General features: G+C 50.6%; 17 protein-coding genes and 1 pseudogene. 10 read left to right on the top strand and 8 right to left on the bottom strand.

Annotated features, from left to right (window positions below):
• From UNDKW_RS22675 to UNDKW_RS22660, 4 genes and pseudogenes are all read left to right on the top strand, one after another.
• On the top strand, positions 1–1,092 hold the full coding sequence (locus UNDKW_RS22675) for a TonB C-terminal domain-containing protein (RefSeq protein WP_162060578.1): 1,092 nt from the start codon (positions 1–3) through the stop codon (positions 1,090–1,092).
• Positions 1,089–1,925 (top strand): shikimate dehydrogenase, encoded by an 837-nt coding sequence (gene aroE / locus UNDKW_RS22670; protein WP_162060577.1) that lies wholly within the window; start codon positions 1,089–1,091, stop codon positions 1,923–1,925. Before UNDKW_RS22675 ends, aroE begins: the two co-directional genes overlap by 4 nt.
• Positions 1,925–2,619: pseudogene (gene mtgA / locus UNDKW_RS22665) on the top strand (monofunctional biosynthetic peptidoglycan transglycosylase). Before aroE ends, mtgA begins: the two are co-directional and overlap by 1 nt.
• Positions 2,616–3,164 carry a hypothetical protein gene (locus tag UNDKW_RS22660; RefSeq protein WP_162060576.1) on the top strand — a complete coding sequence of 183 codons (549 nt, stop codon included), beginning with the start codon at positions 2,616–2,618 and terminating at the stop codon, positions 3,162–3,164. Before mtgA ends, UNDKW_RS22660 begins: the two are co-directional and overlap by 4 nt.
• 139 nt (positions 3,165–3,303) lie before the next feature.
• On the opposite strand, the gene UNDKW_RS22655 is transcribed toward UNDKW_RS22660, so the two are convergent.
• A complete protein-coding gene (locus UNDKW_RS22655) occupies positions 3,304–3,807 on the bottom strand; it encodes a hypothetical protein (RefSeq protein WP_162060575.1) in 504 nt (167 codons plus the stop codon).
• 289 nt (positions 3,808–4,096) lie between these two features.
• Between UNDKW_RS22655 and UNDKW_RS22650 the strand changes: the two genes are divergently transcribed.
• Entirely contained in the window at positions 4,097–4,861 is a 765-nt protein-coding gene (locus tag UNDKW_RS22650; protein ID WP_162060574.1) for a hypothetical protein, read from the top strand.
• Between the two features lie 71 nt (positions 4,862–4,932).
• Here the strand turns inward: UNDKW_RS22650 and UNDKW_RS22645 are convergent, their stop codons facing one another.
• Entirely contained in the window at positions 4,933–5,670 is a 738-nt protein-coding gene (locus UNDKW_RS22645) for a TIGR00730 family Rossman fold protein (RefSeq protein ID WP_162060573.1), read from the bottom strand.
• Here UNDKW_RS22645 and polA point away from each other — a divergent pair, their 5' ends adjacent.
• The 3 genes from polA to UNDKW_RS22630 all read left to right on the top strand — a co-directional run bounded on the left by polA (position 5,671) and on the right by UNDKW_RS22630 (position 9,596).
• Positions 5,671–8,439: a DNA polymerase I gene (gene polA, locus UNDKW_RS22640; RefSeq protein ID WP_162060572.1), complete on the top strand. Its 2,769-nt coding sequence runs from the start codon at positions 5,671–5,673 to the stop codon at positions 8,437–8,439.
• A gap of 248 nt (positions 8,440–8,687) precedes the next feature.
• Positions 8,688–9,215 (top strand): transposase, encoded by a 528-nt coding sequence (locus tag UNDKW_RS22635; RefSeq protein WP_162060571.1) that lies wholly within the window; start codon positions 8,688–8,690, stop codon positions 9,213–9,215.
• Positions 9,216–9,254: 39 nt separating this feature from the next.
• On the top strand, positions 9,255–9,596 hold the full coding sequence (locus UNDKW_RS22630) for a hypothetical protein (RefSeq protein WP_162060570.1): 342 nt from the start codon (positions 9,255–9,257) through the stop codon (positions 9,594–9,596).
• Positions 9,597–9,920: 324 nt separating this feature from the next.
• Here the strand turns inward: UNDKW_RS22630 and UNDKW_RS22625 are convergent, their stop codons facing one another.
• The 6 genes from UNDKW_RS22625 to UNDKW_RS22600 all read right to left on the bottom strand — a co-directional run bounded on the left by UNDKW_RS22625 (position 9,921) and on the right by UNDKW_RS22600 (position 14,914).
• Positions 9,921–10,454: a hypothetical protein gene (locus UNDKW_RS22625; protein ID WP_162060569.1), complete on the bottom strand. Its 534-nt coding sequence runs from the start codon at positions 10,452–10,454 to the stop codon at positions 9,921–9,923.
• Positions 10,455–10,546: 92 nt separating this feature from the next.
• Positions 10,547–11,212 carry a hypothetical protein gene (locus UNDKW_RS22620; RefSeq protein ID WP_162060568.1) on the bottom strand — a complete coding sequence of 222 codons (666 nt, stop codon included), beginning with the start codon at positions 11,210–11,212 and terminating at the stop codon, positions 10,547–10,549.
• A 78-nt stretch (positions 11,213–11,290) separates the two neighbouring features.
• Complete coding sequence (locus tag UNDKW_RS22615) at positions 11,291–11,749, bottom strand: macro domain-containing protein (protein WP_162060567.1); 459 nt, start codon at positions 11,747–11,749, stop codon at positions 11,291–11,293.
• Positions 11,746–12,684, bottom strand: coding sequence for an ADP-ribosylglycohydrolase family protein (locus UNDKW_RS22610; protein WP_162060566.1), 939 nt, complete (start codon positions 12,682–12,684; stop codon positions 11,746–11,748). Before UNDKW_RS22610 ends, UNDKW_RS22615 begins: the two co-directional genes overlap by 4 nt.
• A gap of 221 nt (positions 12,685–12,905) precedes the next feature.
• Positions 12,906–13,883 carry a sugar kinase gene (locus UNDKW_RS22605; protein WP_162060565.1) on the bottom strand — a complete coding sequence of 326 codons (978 nt, stop codon included), beginning with the start codon at positions 13,881–13,883 and terminating at the stop codon, positions 12,906–12,908.
• Between the two features lie 14 nt (positions 13,884–13,897).
• Positions 13,898–14,914, bottom strand: coding sequence for an SPFH domain-containing protein (locus tag UNDKW_RS22600; RefSeq protein WP_162060564.1), 1,017 nt, complete (start codon positions 14,912–14,914; stop codon positions 13,898–13,900).
• Between the two features lie 315 nt (positions 14,915–15,229).
• Between UNDKW_RS22600 and UNDKW_RS22595 the strand changes: the two genes are divergently transcribed.
• The gene (locus UNDKW_RS22595; RefSeq protein WP_162060563.1) at positions 15,230–15,406 is read left to right on the top strand and encodes a hypothetical protein; all 177 of its coding nucleotides are present in this window, start codon (positions 15,230–15,232) and stop codon (positions 15,404–15,406) included.
• A 108-nt stretch (positions 15,407–15,514) separates the two neighbouring features.
• Entirely contained in the window at positions 15,515–15,832 is a 318-nt protein-coding gene (locus UNDKW_RS22590) for a hypothetical protein (RefSeq protein WP_162060562.1), read from the top strand.
• Positions 15,833–15,859 lie beyond the last annotated feature (27 nt).

Here is a 15,859-nt window from a genome sequence, read left to right as displayed (position 1 = left end):
ATGAAAAGTCAGAATAAAAAAACCAAACCTGCGAAACAGGTCAAACAAGAACAACTGCCAGACGGGCAAGAACAGGCCGTCAAGGCAGGTGAAGTCGCATCCTCCGTTTCTGCACCTCCTGTTGTGGCAGGCAGTGCTTCAAGCAGCAAGGTCAAAAGCAGTACCGCCAAGCCTTCTTCCGCCCGCTTGAGTCCAGGCAAGGCCAATTTTGAAAAACTGATTTTCACGATCGCCATCACCACTTCCCTGGTTTTGCATGCGGGTACAGTTTTGCTGGTACATTTTGTTGCACCCAAGACGGTGGATAGTAAACCGCGCGATACTGACCTGGAAATTATCCTCGTCAATTCCAAGCATGCCAAACCCCCGGCCAAAGCCGAAGCACTGGCCCAGGCTGATCTTGACGGTGGTGGCGCACACGACACTGGTCGCAGTAAATCACCTTTGCCTGACATGAAGCGCAGTGAAGATGGTGATGCCCTGCAAACCAATACCCGCAAAATTGCCGATCTGGAAGAGCAGCAAAAGCAGTTGATGGATCAGGCCAAGCTCAAGGACAAATTCCGGCAAGATAAGCAGGAAAAGAAAAATACCGACGACACGCCCAAACCCTCCACAGGCAACGATAATGTCGAGACCACCAAGGCTCTGGCCCGTATGGCGGCCGAGATTTCTCAAACCATAGAAGATCAGAACAAGCGCCCCAAAAAAAACTATATTACTCCCAGTACCAAGCGTCTTGACCATGCCATCTATTACAAGGCTGTACAAAAGCGCATAGAAGATACCGGTACACTAAACTTTCCACAGAAAGATGGTAAAAAACTGTATGGAGAAATGTTTGTCTCTATACCGATTTTCCAGGATGGTACCATCTATGAAAAAGAAGGCGGCCCGCGCATAGAGGTCTCTTCAGGCGACAAGGCACTTGATGCTGCGGCGCTGCGTATTGTCCGCCGCTCTGCACCTTTTGGACACTACCCAAAAGCCAGCCTGGGGCCGGACAGCAATGAGGTCTTCATCATGTTCGCGAGATTCAAGTTCACACATGAACAGCAACTGGAAACTGAATTACAAAAGAGGCCAAATTGAGCGCCGACCACTACGTCGTCATCGGCAACCCGATTGCGCACAGCAAGTCACCTGCCATTCATGCCCGCTTTGCTGAGCTGACAGGCCAGCAAGTGGATTACCAGCGCCTGCTGGCACCGCTCGATGGTTTTGCCAGCACCGTGCACGATTTTATTGCGGCTGATGGCAAGGGCGCCAATGTGACCCTGCCTTTCAAACTTGAAGCTTTTGCCCTGGCGACTGAACTCAGTGAACGCGCCAGGATTGCCGGTGCTGTCAATACCCTCAAGTTTGAGCATGGCCATATCTATGGCGACAATACCGACGGCATAGGCCTGGTGGCAGATATCGTGCGCAATGCCGGTGTCAGCCTGCATGGCAAGCGCCTGCTCTTGCTGGGTGCTGGCGGCGCTGCCCGTGGTGTCTTGCTGCCGTTGTTGCAGGAAGAACCCGCTTCATTGACGATTGCCAATCGCACCCTCGCCAAAGCGCAGGATTTGCAGCAACAGGCCAGCAGCCTGAGTGATCGTTGTGAGCTGCAAGCCTGCAGGTTTGAAGATTTGCAACAGCCTTTTGATGTCATCATCAATGCCACCTCGGCCAGCATCAATGATGATGTGCCACAGCTGGCTGCAATAGTATTTGGCAAAACCACACTGGCCTATGACATGATGTATGCCGCCGCACCCACCGCGTTCTTGCGGCTGGCTGCCAGCCACGGTGCGCAATGCCGTGATGGTCTGGGCATGCTCGTCGAGCAGGCAGCAGAAGCATTTGCCCTGTGGCGCGGCGTGCGCCCGCCATCTACACCGGTACTGGCAGAAATGCGCGCAGCATTGCAAGCGAGCCTGTGATGAAATTATTTGGCCGTATCCTGTTCTGGTTGGTACTCGTACCCCTGTTGCTGTTCACGCTTTTGCAGGCTTATTATCTGGCGCATGTCTGGTGGTGGATAGACCACAACCCGACATCCACCAGCTTCATGCGCCAGCAACTCAGTGTCTTGCAAGAGAAAAAGCCCGACTTCCAGCTCAAGCATAAATGGGTGCCGTATAACCGTATCTCCAATCATCTCAAGCGTGCCGTCATCGCTTCAGAAGATGATGGCTTTGTCGATCATGAAGGCGTGGATTGGGAAGCCATGCAAGCCGCTTACGAAAAAAACCAGAAAAAAGGCAAGGTCGTTTCTGGTGGCTCCACCATTACCCAGCAATTAGCCAAGAACCTGTTCCTTTCGCCTGACCGCAGTTATTTCCGCAAGGGCGAAGAACTGATCATCACCTATATGCTGGAAAAATGCATGGACAAACAACGCATACTGGAGATCTACCTCAATGTTGTAGAATGGGGCGTAGGTGTGTTTGGGCAGAGGCTGCTGCACAAAATTATTTTCATACCAGTGCCGCCAATCTCGGCCCTGCCCAGGCAGCCAGGCTGGCCGTGATGCTGCCCAAACCACGCTATTTTTATAAAAACCCGGGCTCTGGTTATTTGCAAAGACGCAGTGAAGTCATCCTGCAGCGCATGAATAATTCGGAACTGCCATGAAATATACAAAACAACGCGGGCTGAGCCTGATTGCCGTCGCCTTGCTTTCCATGCTGATTGCTGCATTGGGCATGGGTTTTCTGTACTACATGCGCTATGGCCGCCTGCCCATGCATGATATGTGGGCGCGCTTTGGCAAGGCGGCTGCCGTTATCAGCAATGACGTCAAAGAAACCACGGGTCTGCCAACCGGCAGCAGTGAGGGCCCCGGCATGCGCGAGGCTGCCACCACCAGCGAAGGCGTGCATCGCTGTACTATTGATGGCAAGACCGTGTATTCAGACACCCTGTGCCTGGACAATAACCCTACCACAAAAAAAATCAAGCTCAACGACTCCAAAGGCATGGAGCCGCCAAAAACTGCCGTCGCCAAAGAAGATGGCGGCAAGGGTGCAGATAATAATTATCCGGCTTCCATGAACAATGAAGAAATGAAGAAAAAAATCATGGAGCAGGCCTTGGGTAAAAGCGCCCCGGCATCCAGTGCTGATGAAGACCTGCATCTGAAGGCCATGAACCGCGCAATTGATAAGGCAACGAAATAGTTTACAGGGCTGCTTACAGCGCCACTATCGCTTTTTATTGATTCGCAGGGTGCGCTGCGCGCACCATTCGTTTTACAGCGATAAATCTACGACGGTGCGCACGACGCACCCTGCAAATTAAAGCACGGCGTCTTTAGCTTTAAGCCATCCTTTTGGCCTGATGTATCAACTCAAATACCTGTTTCGCACCGGCGATGGATTGAAACTGCGTCATCGTCTTCGCGTTCATCCTGCCAGGCAGGCCTGAGAGTCCGCCAAACAGGGTTGCCAGTGGGTTATTGCCAAACACGATACTGCCTTCACCCTCTTTTGCTTCAACCAGGCTGATTTCACCCAGGTTTTTCAGGTCCAGTGATTTCAGATTGCTGTTAAACAGGCCGGAGACTATCAGTATGCGTTCACTGGTGACGGCATAATAAGTGCCAGCGCTTTGTCTTGCTTTAAGAAAGAAGCGACCTCCTATCATGTGTAAGCCTATCAGTACAAAAGGGATGCCCCACAAGCAAAAAAACAGGGGAGCGCCAGAAGTGATGACGCTGTATTCCCAAAACAGCGCAAAGCCACCCCATAGCAGGCTCAAGGGTGCCATGTTCTCTACCATGACGGGATTGCTGTAAGACAGTAGCAATGCCAGGGCGGACAAGAGAGCTCCTGGCAAGCTAATCAATAAAAGTAGTGCGCGTATCATGTTTTCAGATCAGGATCAAAGGCATGTAGCCAAGTCGTTGGCAAATAGTAGTCCGATTTCCATTCGCAGCCTATATACAGAAGTATGCTCTCCCGCTCATCGTTCTAATCTGCCATTCGAGCCTCCGGTCTTTCCACTAGTCGCAGCATGCTGGCTTGCAGGAATGCCGAACTTTTATCATGCGCAAGCGCTGCAAGAAACCATGAAGGCAGCCACAACGATCAACGACAATCAAGGAGACAGCATGACACAGCAAGATGAACTCATCACACAATTAAGCCGCCAGAATCGTTTGCTCAAGCAAGTGCTGACGGTCGCGGGGGCCGGTCTGGGCATCATGCTGCTGACGGCTGCCGCATATACAGAGAACCGTGGCAAATTTTCTGAAATCGATGTCGAACGCATCAACATCGTCACGCCAGAAGGCAAGCATGAGATGGTCATCGCCAATCACCTGCGCCTGCCTGAGCCTGTGATAGACGGCAAGCAAAGCAAGCGCAGCGGCCCGCAACGCCCAAGCATGATTTTCTATAATGCGCAGGGCGATGAAAATGGCGGCTTCATCTTCGACGGCAAGCTTGACGACAAAGGCAAGCCTGTCGCCGGCATGCATTTCTCTATGGACAGGTTTGGTGGCGACCAGCAACTCTCGCTCGGTCATTATGAGAGTGGCGGCAGCATGGAATCGGGCTTGAAGATCTATGACTGTGGCCTGCAAAAAGATTATGATGGCTTGTACCAGGCCTATGAAAAAGCCCCGGCCGGCCCAGAAAGAGATGCGTTGCTGCAGAAGTGGAAAGATGCGGGCGGCCAGCAAACCAACCGAATGTTCGTCGGCAAGACCCGTGGAAAATCATCTGCCATCATCATGGCCGACGCCAAAGGCAAGCCGCGCATCATGATGCTGGTGACACCAGAAGGCCAGGCCATGCTGAACTTCCTGGATGACAAAGGTGAGGTGATACAAAGTTTTCCGCAGGCAGAGCAGGGGGCTGTGAAAGCCAAATAGAAGTTGGATGTTTTTTTTGGGGGGGGCTACAAGCTTCGCAGGGTACGCCGTGCGCACCCTGCTCATGCGTGCTACAAATACAGCATCTTCTGCCGTTCATCCTCAGACAAATTAATATCCCTGGCCTCATAAAACGCAAAAATGGCATCGACGATATTTGCTGGTTCGTCTATCAGTTGCACCAGGTTGAGGTCACCAGGCTCTATCATGCCATTACCTGCCATCTGCACCTTGATCCATTCCAGCAGGCCGCTCCAGAAGCTGGTGCCCACCAATATCACCGGGATATGGCGGGTCTTGCCAGTCTGTATCAGTGTCAGGACCTCGCTGACTTCATCCATGGTACCAAAGCCACCAGGAAAGACCACATAGGCATCGGCATATTTGACAAAAGCCACCTTGCGCGCAAAAAAATGACGGAAAGACAGGCTGATGTTTTGCCAGGGATTACTACGTTGCTCATGTGGCAATTCTATATTCAGGCCAACAGAAGGGGAGGCACCCTCGAAGGCACCCTTGTTGGCCGCCTCCATGATGCCCGGGCCACCGCCAGAGATGACGGCAAAACCTTCGTCCGACAAACGACGCGACAAATCCACACATTTGACATAATCAGGGTGGTCATCCTTGGTGCGGGCAGACCCAAAAATCGTCACGGCAGGGCGGATAGATGAAAGCCGCTCGGTGGACTCGATAAATTCTGCCATAATCGTGAACATATGCCATGATTCGCGCGCCTTCAGCGAAGTTGCTTTTTCCTGATCGATAATCTGGCGCAACCTCGTTACATCTTTTCTGTTTCCGTTCATATGCAAAATACTCTCTTGTTAGTTGATGGCTCTAGCTATCTGTACCGCGCCTTCCATGCTCTGCCCGACCTGCGCAATGCACAAGGAGAACCGACTGGCGCCATACACGGCATGATCAATATGTTACGCCGTTTGCGTACGGATTACCCGGCAGCATACATCGCCTGTGTGTTTGATGCCAAAGGCAAAACCTTCCGTGACGACCTCTATCCCGAGTACAAGGCTCAGCGCCCCTCCATGCCAGACGACCTGCGCCTGCAGATAGAACCTATCCACGTCGCCGTCAAGGCCATGGGCTGGCCTATCCTCATGGTCGAAGGGGTAGAGGCAGATGACGTCATCGGCACGCTGGCAGTAGAAGCCACCAAGCTGGGCATGAACACCATCGTCTCTACCGGTGACAAGGACTTGGCACAACTGGTCAATGCCAATGTCACCCTGATCAACACCATGAGCAATGAAAAGCTCGATGAACCCGGTGTACTGGCCAAATTTGGCGTGCCGCCCGACCGCATCATCGATTACCTGACACTGATAGGTGACACCGTCGATAACGTCCCTGGTGTTGCCAAATGCGGCCCCAAAACTGCCGTCAAATGGCTGACAGAATACGATAGCCTGGATGGCGTCATCGCCAACGCCGACAAGATCAAGGGCGTGGTCGGCGACAACCTGCGCAGTGCGCTGGAATGGCTGCCACAAGGCCGTGTGCTGATCACCGTCAAAACCGATTGCGACCTGACCGGGCATTACACATCGATACAGGACAGTCTGGTCGCGAAACAAGAAGACAAGACAGAACTGGTCGGCTTTGCCAGCCGCTGGGGCTTCAAGACCTGGTTGCGTGAGTTGACAGGTGATGCCACCGCAGGTGCAACGCCATTGCCTGCTGCCAAGGTGCAAGCGGCTAATCCTGCACAAGGCGGCCTGTTCAATGAAGATGCGCAAACCCAGGCCAGCGTTGTGACCAACTACGAAACCGTATTGACAGAAGCCGCCCTCGACGAATGGTTGGCCCGCATCAATGCCGCCAAACTGACCTCGGTGGATACCGAAACCACCTCGCTCGAACCAATGACTGCGCAACTCGTCGGCGTCTCGCTGTGCTGCGAAGTCGGCCATGCGGCGTACATCCCGGTTGCCCACAACTACCCTGGTGCGCCTGAGCAATTATCGCTGGCTGTGGTGCTGGGCAAGATGAAAGCCTGGCTGGAAGACGACAGCAAACCCAAGGTCGGCCAGAACCTCAAATACGACAGCCACATCTTCGCCAATCAGGGCGTGAACCTGCGCGGCATCGCGCATGACACCCTGCTTGAATCCTATGTCTTTGAATCGCATAAATCGCATGACATGGACAGCCTGGCCATGCGCCACCTCGGCAAGAAAACCATCAGCTTTGAAGAAGTCTGCGGCAAGGGTGCAAGCCAGATAGGCTTTAACCAGGTCGATCTGGAACGTGCTACTGCCTATGCTGCAGAAGATGCCGACATCACCCTGCAACTGCATCTGGCCATGTGGCCAGAGATAGAGCCGGACGCCAACCTGCTGCGCGTCTATCACGACATAGAATTGCCCACCTCGGTTGTCTTGCAAAAGATAGAGCGCAACGGCGTACACATCAATAAAGACCTGCTCGAAGCGCAGTCGCATGAAATCGGCATACGCCTGCTGGAACTCGAACAAAAGGCCTACGAGCTGGCAGAGCAGCCTTTCAATTTGAACTCACCCAAACAACTGGGCGAGATTTTCTTTGGCAAGCTGGGCCTGCCCGTCGTCAAGAAAACACCTTCCGGCGCACCATCGACCGATGAAGAAGTCTTGCAAAAACTGGCCGAGGATTATCCCCTGCCCAAGGTCTTGCTTGAATACCGTGGCCTGGCCAAACTCAAATCGACTTACACTGACAAATTGCCCAAGATGGTCAACGCCAGCACAGGCCGCGTCCACACCAATTATGCGCAAGCCGTGGCTGTCACTGGCCGCCTGTCATCGAATGACCCCAACCTGCAAAACATCCCCGTGCGCACTGCCGAAGGTCGCCGCATACGTGAGGCCTTTGTCGCCGGGCCAGGCAATGTCATCATCTCTGCCGATTATTCACAAATCGAATTGCGCATCATGGCTCACATCTCTGGCGACGCCAGCCTGCTGGCTGCCTTTGCCAATGGCGAAGATATCCATCGCGCTACCGCCTCAGAGATTTTTGCCGTGCCGCTGACTGAAGTAACAAGCGAACATCGCCGCTACGCCAAGGTCATCAACTTTGGCCTCATCTATGGTATGAGCGCTTTTGGCCTGGCAGGCAACCTCGGCATAGAACGCAGCGCAGCACAAAGCTATATTGACAAATACTTCCAGCGCTACCCCGGCGTCGCCCAATACATGGCCGACACCCGCACCAAGGCCAAGGCCCACGGCTATGTAGAAACCGTCTTCGGCCGCCGCCTGTGGCTGGCCGAGATCAATTCCCCCAACGGCCCCCGCCGCGCCGGCGCTGAACGCGCAGCGATCAACGCCCCCATGCAGGGCACAGCAGCCGACCTCATCAAACTCGCCATGATCGCCGTACAAAACTGGCTGGAAAAAGACAAGCTGCAATCAAAAATGATCATGCAGGTGCACGATGAACTGGTGCTTGAAGTGCCGCAAGCGGAGCTGGAACTGGTCAAACAAAAATTGCCTGAGCTGATGGCGAATGTGGCGAAACTGGATGTGCCTTTGCTTGCCGAAGTCGGCGTGGGCGGGAATTGGGAAGAGGCGCATTGAGAGAGCATCGAGTGCTTCCGTAGGTTGTGAACCTTGTAGGTTGGGCTACGGGTTATCAGCCCAACACTCGGCCTTTAATAAACGTATGTATCTGAATAAAATGTAGGATAAATCTGTATTCCACCAGGGTTAGGGGGTACGTTATTTATAAGCTGAGTGTTGGGCTGATGAAGCGTAGCCCAACCTACGACATACTACGAATCTGCGATAATTTTGATGTACTCTTTAATTCTTTCTAATTTAATACCATGCGCTATCGCCGCGCCAATGTCCCCGGTGCTACTTACTTTTTCACGGTCAATTTGCAAGACCGACAGAGTCAGCTCCTCACAGACCACATAGACGCGTTGCGAAATGCATTCCGGACAGTACAAATAAGATACCCCTTCGAAATCATCGCCATGGTTGTCATGCCTGAACATCTGCATAGCATTTGGCAACTACCAGAAGGCGATGTAGATTTTTCCTTACGCTGGTCACTGATCAAGGCAGCATTTTCGAAAGCCTTGCCCAAACAGGAAAACATCAGCTCCAGCCGCGAGAGAAAGCGTGAACGTGGAATTTGGCAGCGTCGATTCTGGGAGCATATGATACGAGATGACGACGATTTGGAAAAACACGTCGCTTATCTGCACTACAATCCAGTAAAGCACGGCTATGTAGATAACGCCAGCGACTGGCCTTATTCTTCATTGCATAAATTTGTAGAAAAAGGCCTGCTCAATACTAGCTGGGGTGACAATGTTTCTTCGCTTGATCTGCCAGGGTATGAATAAGTCAAGCTCATTTGTTATCGCTTTAAAAAAAGGAAAACCATGGGAGTTGATCTCTGCCTTGTCCCGGTAGATTTTGAACATGACGATGGTGAACTGGTCTGCACCAAAGGATTTGAGCTTGACTTGAATGCAGTCATTGGACCTTTTTGCGAAATGAAGCGGCATAGTTATCCCGGTGCTAAAGTGTATTGGCCTTTTGTTCCTGTCCCTAAAAACATTCTTGAGCAGTTGCCATTTGATCTGCCGTATATCGGCGGATCCTACGGTCATGTCATGTTTGGCAAGGCGGTCGAAAAAGAACTCCTCTACATTTTTGCTAAAGATGTCAAAAAAGCCTACCCGCCAGAAAGATTACAGTCGATGGACATGAATGACTATTAACGGGCAGGCCTTTCATATATCACCTGTCTGCATGATGAAGTAAAGGTGTTTATTTTCACTTGGTAGTTTCTGTTGAAAATACCTTTTAAAAGGCGAGCCTCTGTTGCTGCATAGTGGAATTAAGGCTCAAAGATGTAGTATCGTAGGTTGGGCTACGTTTCACCAGCCCAACACTGGGCCTCAAATTAAGCATGTTTCGAAACACGAAGTTCAATAAATCTATGCCTTATCCAGAATTAAAATTTACGTTATTTATATGCCGAGTGTTGGGCTGGTGAAGCGTAGCCCAACCTACTTACTGATGCCTGACGGTGATCCGGTCATTTACTGACGAGCGGCATTGCTTGATGGCTTTGCGTCATTTTTCAAAAACAGAGGACGCGCTATTTCTGGCGTTGCCTCTGGCAACATCAAGATCAACATACTGTGTTTGGTATCGCCAAAGGCATATCTGTTGGCTGTGACATACACGTTCTTGTTTCCCCAATATATGCTTTTGTGCTTGACACCATACACCTCAAATTCTCTTTCATAGCTTGACTCTCCCATGCGCTTCGTCATGTTGGAAACCGTGGATGAAAATTCGTCAGCGGGTAAAGTGATAATGGTAGAAATCAATTTCCCGTTTAGCAGGGTCAATTTGAATGATGCTGGTGCTCCACCAAATTTAGCTTCTTTGACGTCACAAAAACTGATGTCCGTACTTACTTTTTGAGGATCACATTTGCTCAGTTTCAGTGAAGACGCAACCAATTCCTGCGCAGCACCGGGTAAAAGGTAGGCCGGGATTTCGGTACTGGCCTTGCAGGCAGAGAGCAGCAATATGGGAACTGCCAGTTGAAAAAGACGTGAGCGCATGTATAGGTTAGATTTTAAATACGGAGTGCAGCAATTATGCATGATACATCTGGTTTCTATGTTCCAATTCTTTCATCAGACGAACCAGTAAATCAGATCGCTATGTCCAGATAAGAACCTTCAAGTATGGCGAGTTCCTTATCCTCATAGAAAAAGATGGGTCTGCCTTCGCCCAATAATATCGTCATACCTTGCGGAAATCCAAGATATGGCAGACATGCAGATGCATGCATGACTACTGCTTCGTACAATGAGATACGTTCCAGATTGTCCACGTTATTGTGATCATGTCCTTCCTCGCAGCAACCAAAGAACCAGCCACTGTCTAGGTTTTTCTCTTCTTGCCTGACCATCATGATCTGTCCATTTGCAGTCTTCAATTCATTGCAGACGATGCACTCTGCACGAAATGAAGGGATGGACAGATATTCCGTGGGTACGACGCTTTCGACAATATCCTTATGCAGACGCAAGTGGCGCAAGGTGTTGGAGATACCAATATTCCAGACCAGGGGCATGGTCTGAAAATCAGCTTCTTTGAAACCAAGGCTGCCGTCTTGCTGTGTGCTGAGCATGAGATAAGACCAGCCCAGCTGCATTGATTGCCCATCCTGAAAACAACTACCCTTGCTGACCATGGATTCAAGCAGGCTGGCAACAAACTCAGCATCGGTAGCCAGAGCTATGTCTGGATCAAATTGCAGACAAAATTCTGGATGTCCAAATTCTTTGCAATGTGAAGTATAAATTTTATTCATGGAGTTTTACGAAGGCGGTAATTAGTATTGAATACCGTCATTGTGTGATGTTGAAAAAAAACTTCTGCCTTGATTATGTCAGTTTGACGGTAGTCTTACCAAGGTATGATCCATGCCATCCAGTTCTTCATCAATGATGGCCGCAATGGTCGCCCAGTCGCCACCAGCAAGGCCTGCACCTATCAATGGATACGCAATACGAAAGCCATCGAATTCTTTACGTATTGCGGCAAATGCCTTGCGTATTGCTGCATAGTCAGCCTTCACACCCTGGCCGCGCCAGTCAAATTGAGTATAAGCATTGAGAATGACAAATTGCCTGTCGTCTCTTTGTATCCGGGCTTGGCTATAGCTGCCCAGCTTGGCATGATCGGCAGACAAGGTGGTTTGATCCGCTGCATAGGCTTCTGGGAACTGTTTTTTGATGCTCTTGGCGATGCCAGCGCCCATATTGCAAAAACAATTGCAGCCATGAACAATGACATCAAACTCACCTTGCAGGGCGAGTACCAATAAATCTCCTCTGCATTCTTTCATGCTGACTCTCTAGCTTGTGAAATGTCCCTGCTACCAAACCTCTCATACAAGTCCCGCGCCATACGCAGTATTTCTTCACGCATGGCGAGGCGTTCCAGCCATTTTGCAGGGATGCCTTCCACACCGTAATAGGCACCGGCAATTTGCCCTGTGATGGCGGCTGTGGTATCTGCATCGTCACCCAGGTTGGTAGCAGTGAGGATGGCGCTTTCAAAGCTGTCGGTGTGCATGAAGCACCATAGCGAGGCTTCGAGGGATTCAACTGAATAGCCGCTGCCACGAATTTGTGTACTGTCTTTATCAATGAAGCCGGCCTTGCTGAGAGCTACGATTTTTGGCTCGGTCGGCGTGAAAGACAGGTCCGTGAATAAATCAGCCTTGCCACATCCGGCAAACAGCTTGCACAATATCGCCGCCAGCAACTGGCAGCTTTGTATGGCTTCTGGCGCGGCGTGGGTAGTGCGCGAGCTTTCTCCTGCATAGTGGATGGCTTCGGCTATATTTGGGTAGCTAAACATGACGACAGGGGCAAGCCGCATCAATGAACCATTGCCAGCCGTGCTGGGATGTTCTGCGCCAGAGTAGGGCTCACCGCTAATGGCGTAACGTGACAGGGCTGCACGCACGGTATTGCCGATGTCAAAGCAGATGCCGGTAGAACTCAGGTAACCCCATTTCCACCAGTTCAGGTAACGCCCCATCTGGTCTTTAGCATCGAAGCCATCCTTCGTCAACAGGCTTTCTGCCAGGCACAGTGCCATCGAGGTGTCGTCTGTCCATTCACCAGGCAGCAGGCCAAAAGGACCTTTGCCAACCATGTCAGTCACAGGCGCGAAGCTGCCGCGCGCTGAGAATTCTACCGTGGTACCTACGGCATCACCGCAGGCCAGGCCGGCCAGTGTACCGAGATAGCGTTGTTCTAAAGTGACACCCATGATTTATTCCATTATTGGCACGCTCAAAGCTTGCATTAAGTAGTTCTATGAGCAGATATTAATCTTGTTAGTATTTAATTGCAACTATCTTAGTTTTGTTTTGGATAAAAGAGAGATTCGCGCGCAACTATCAACGTGTTGCGAGCCCCGCGCGCACTAATATGTACAAACGCGGTGTAAACACTGGAGGAAAATTTGATACGTATGGCGCATCTGATTGACTACACCACCAGATAACCACGCCTGTCGGCCACGCCTATCTCAGCCGTCAGGCCTGCATTAAACTCCAGGTAATCTGCTTCTATGCCATCGCTGAAGATGACGCCGTGCTCCGGCATCAGGGAGGTGACTTGCAGCTTGCTGTCTTCCTGAATCTGACCACGGACTAAAGTCGCAGAGGAAGTCTTGCTGGGGAAGGGTTCGCGTACGGCAAACATCAGTTCGCGGGCATCCCAGTCTGTGCTATATGTCGGCGGCTCGGCGGCGATGTTGCATATCATCAGACGCGGATCATCAAATCTCTCTTGCAGCGCTGCTGCGCCTGTCAGTATGCTCTTCATCCAGCCTGTGGAACCCATGCCAGTGGAGATGATGATGCCGCTTGATGACTGTCGTTCCTGGCGTTCTTGCAGTTGTATTGTGTAGCTCGCAGAGATATGGGATTTGGGCCCGATGAAGATGTCATTCACGCCCAGCATGGTCTGGCCGTTGTTCAGCCTGGCCATGGCCATGGTAACTTCGCGCACCGGGCGGCGCTGTTGCAGTACCTCAGGGACGATTTTGGGTAAATCCCTGACCTGGAAAGGCAGCAACACGCCATCCCAGCGCTGCACGTCAGGGTTGATGCCTATCAGGCGCTGGCCGTCAAGATATTTCATGGTGTTGACGACCAGGCCATCTTGCCCCACAGCGATGACGATATCGTCACGACCAAAGATCATGTTGGGTAAGAAGCTGCGATCTATCTTTTGCAGGCGCGCAAGCTGCGTGAGACTGCTTTCTGCCGCGCTGACACAAGCCAAGTAATTGTCATGCTCACTTTGGTAGGTGGCAAAGTCGCCGCCCAGATGTTCTATGTAAAACCTTGCCTGGCCGACGGTGTTGTACTTGACGATGAGTTCTTCGAGCCTGGTCTTGCGGGTGATCAGGATGATCTTGTTTTCTGTATGGCGCGTTGTTGTACTATGGATGCTGCTCATATCATTTCCCCGGTTTATCCAGGCTGGTTTATCAGTTCACGCAACAGGTCTGGGGTGATATTCAACTGGCCTATGGCACCGGCTTTTTCTGCCAGTTCCTGGAAGGCGAGGGCGATCAACTGACCGGATTGCATATTGCCCATGGATAGAGCCTGCAAGACTTTTGGGTCGACGCCACTGTAGGCGTTCATCAAGGTTTGAGCAGCATAGGCGCGGCTGTCTGCTTCTGCCCTGGCGTTTTCTGTCGCTAGTTTGACAAGCGTGGTTTGCTGGTTTTCTTCTGCGATTTTGGCTTGTACCTGGGCGAGTTTCAGTTCGCTTTGCTTTTGTTGTATGCTTTTCTCGGCTTCCATCTGGGTTTCGCGTATCTGGCGTTTCTTACTTTCAACGGCGATTTCGGTATTCAATTCATTCTCGCGTATGCGGCGCTCTTGTTCAACAGCAGCATTGCGACGCTCATAGATGGCATCGTCAGCGCATTTGAGAATTTGCTCGCGCGCCTGTGCTTCCAGCGCTTTGGCTGCCTCTGGCGTTGGTCTGAGTGCTAGAAAATTCAGGCCCAGCAATTCTACCCCCAGTGCCTGCAATTCCTTGCTGTCGCGTACTGCCATGGTCACCGCAGAACCCAGTGTATCAGCCGCTTTCAGGGCATCACGCAAAGCCAGGCTTTGCAAGCCCTTGCGGGTCAACACCTTGACCAGGTTGACGATGCGCTGCGAGAGCTTTTGCGGATCATCAGAAATGTATTGCTGGGTCACAGGGTTGATGGCGAAATTGAGTAAGGCACCGACTTTTTGCGGATCGCTGATGCGATAGGTCACCTGACCTTGCACGGTGACGGTCTGGAAATCAGCGGTATTTTCTTCAAAGATAAATGGTGTATCCGTACTCACCATGGGTATCGCCAGCATGGACGTGGTAGGTGCATAGTAAAAGAAAGCCAGCCCGGCACCCTCGCGCCTGAGCTTGCCATTCTTGAATTGCAGCACATAGGTGGTGGGCTGGAACTTGATGAATTTGATGCTGAACATGGCTATTCCTTTTCTTGTCTTCAGGTGCTCAGAGGTGTTTTTGGATCGTTTATTTTGATCTCGGTATGATTCGCTTCTTTTGCTTGAATATAGAATAATCTACTTAAATATAAAATGCAACTAAGTTAGTTTTTTATTTCAACCAAGGTAGGTTGCAGCAATTTTCAGATGGGGCATGTAAAGACTGGTAGGGTGCGCCGCGCGCACCATACTGGCATGGAAAACTTGTTAACATTTTCTCGGTTAGACTATGTAGAAAAAACTGGAATGAGTGCAAAGACGATGAATATCGGTGATTAGGTCAGATTGCAGGGTGTGACAGATTGGTTTGTTCATGATTTACCTGAAGATGAAAAGACCGAAATCATTTCATGCATTGGTAGAAAGGCGATAGTTACCGACATTGATGCACACGGGTTTTTTTGCGGCGTGAGCGATGTCAGGAAAGAGAAGAGTGGCGAAAAGTTTTTAGAGCATTTTTTCGCTTTTTGATTGATTGCATAGAGAAAACTTAAAAAACAGTCATATACAATTGATAAAAGGATTGAAGATCATTTTATGAGCGGGACGATATTTGTATCAAAGGGTAGGTCAGTTACATTGAGCACAATTAGCTTTGACTATTTGCTTGAAAAAATGCGTCCTCTTTACTTGGAGAGTGAATTTTATTTAAAGAATGAAATCTACCAAGTTTATGATGATGAGGGACATGATTTCTTGTATCTTGAAACTTTAAGTAGCGAGGGTTTCAATATTTTTGTTCTTGTATTATTAAGATTGTTCAGCTTAAATTCGACTGAGAGATTTTTTGAGACAAGGAAAGCAACCCTGATTGATTTGATTTTGTTGTTGAAAATTGATGCTCGTTGCGATAACAGTCTAGGCTTGCGTTTAGGTGCCTTGTACGCGGGAGCATGAATTAAATGTGAAACGTCAATGGGGTGA

Origin of the sequence: Undibacterium sp. KW1 (assembly GCF_009937955.1) — a bacterium.
Classification (GTDB): domain Bacteria; phylum Pseudomonadota; class Gammaproteobacteria; order Burkholderiales; family Burkholderiaceae_D; genus Undibacterium.
This window is presented reverse-complemented; position numbering and strand designations above follow the sequence as displayed.

Coding starts and splice junctions, on each gene's coding strand:
- UNDKW_RS22635 (WP_162060571.1), top strand. CDS start 8,688: ATGCGCTATCGCCGCGCCAATGTCCCCGGTGCTACTTACTTTTTCACG.
- UNDKW_RS22610 (WP_162060566.1), bottom strand. CDS start 12,684: ATGGGTGTCACTTTAGAACAACGCTATCTCGGTACACTGGCCGGCCTG.
- UNDKW_RS22605 (WP_162060565.1), bottom strand. CDS start 13,883: ATGAGCAGCATCCATAGTACAACAACGCGCCATACAGAAAACAAGATC.
- UNDKW_RS22660 (WP_162060576.1), top strand. CDS start 2,616: ATGAAATATACAAAACAACGCGGGCTGAGCCTGATTGCCGTCGCCTTG.
- UNDKW_RS22620 (WP_162060568.1), bottom strand. CDS start 11,212: ATGAATAAAATTTATACTTCACATTGCAAAGAATTTGGACATCCAGAA.
- polA (WP_162060572.1), top strand. CDS start 5,671: ATGCAAAATACTCTCTTGTTAGTTGATGGCTCTAGCTATCTGTACCGC.
- UNDKW_RS22625 (WP_162060569.1), bottom strand. CDS start 10,454: ATGCGCTCACGTCTTTTTCAACTGGCAGTTCCCATATTGCTGCTCTCT.
- UNDKW_RS22600 (WP_162060564.1), bottom strand. CDS start 14,914: ATGTTCAGCATCAAATTCATCAAGTTCCAGCCCACCACCTATGTGCTG.
- UNDKW_RS22630 (WP_162060570.1), top strand. CDS start 9,255: ATGGGAGTTGATCTCTGCCTTGTCCCGGTAGATTTTGAACATGACGAT.
- UNDKW_RS22650 (WP_162060574.1), top strand. CDS start 4,097: ATGACACAGCAAGATGAACTCATCACACAATTAAGCCGCCAGAATCGT.
- UNDKW_RS22645 (WP_162060573.1), bottom strand. CDS start 5,670: ATGAACGGAAACAGAAAAGATGTAACGAGGTTGCGCCAGATTATCGAT.
- UNDKW_RS22615 (WP_162060567.1), bottom strand. CDS start 11,749: ATGAAAGAATGCAGAGGAGATTTATTGGTACTCGCCCTGCAAGGTGAG.
- UNDKW_RS22675 (WP_162060578.1), top strand. CDS start 1: ATGAAAAGTCAGAATAAAAAAACCAAACCTGCGAAACAGGTCAAACAA.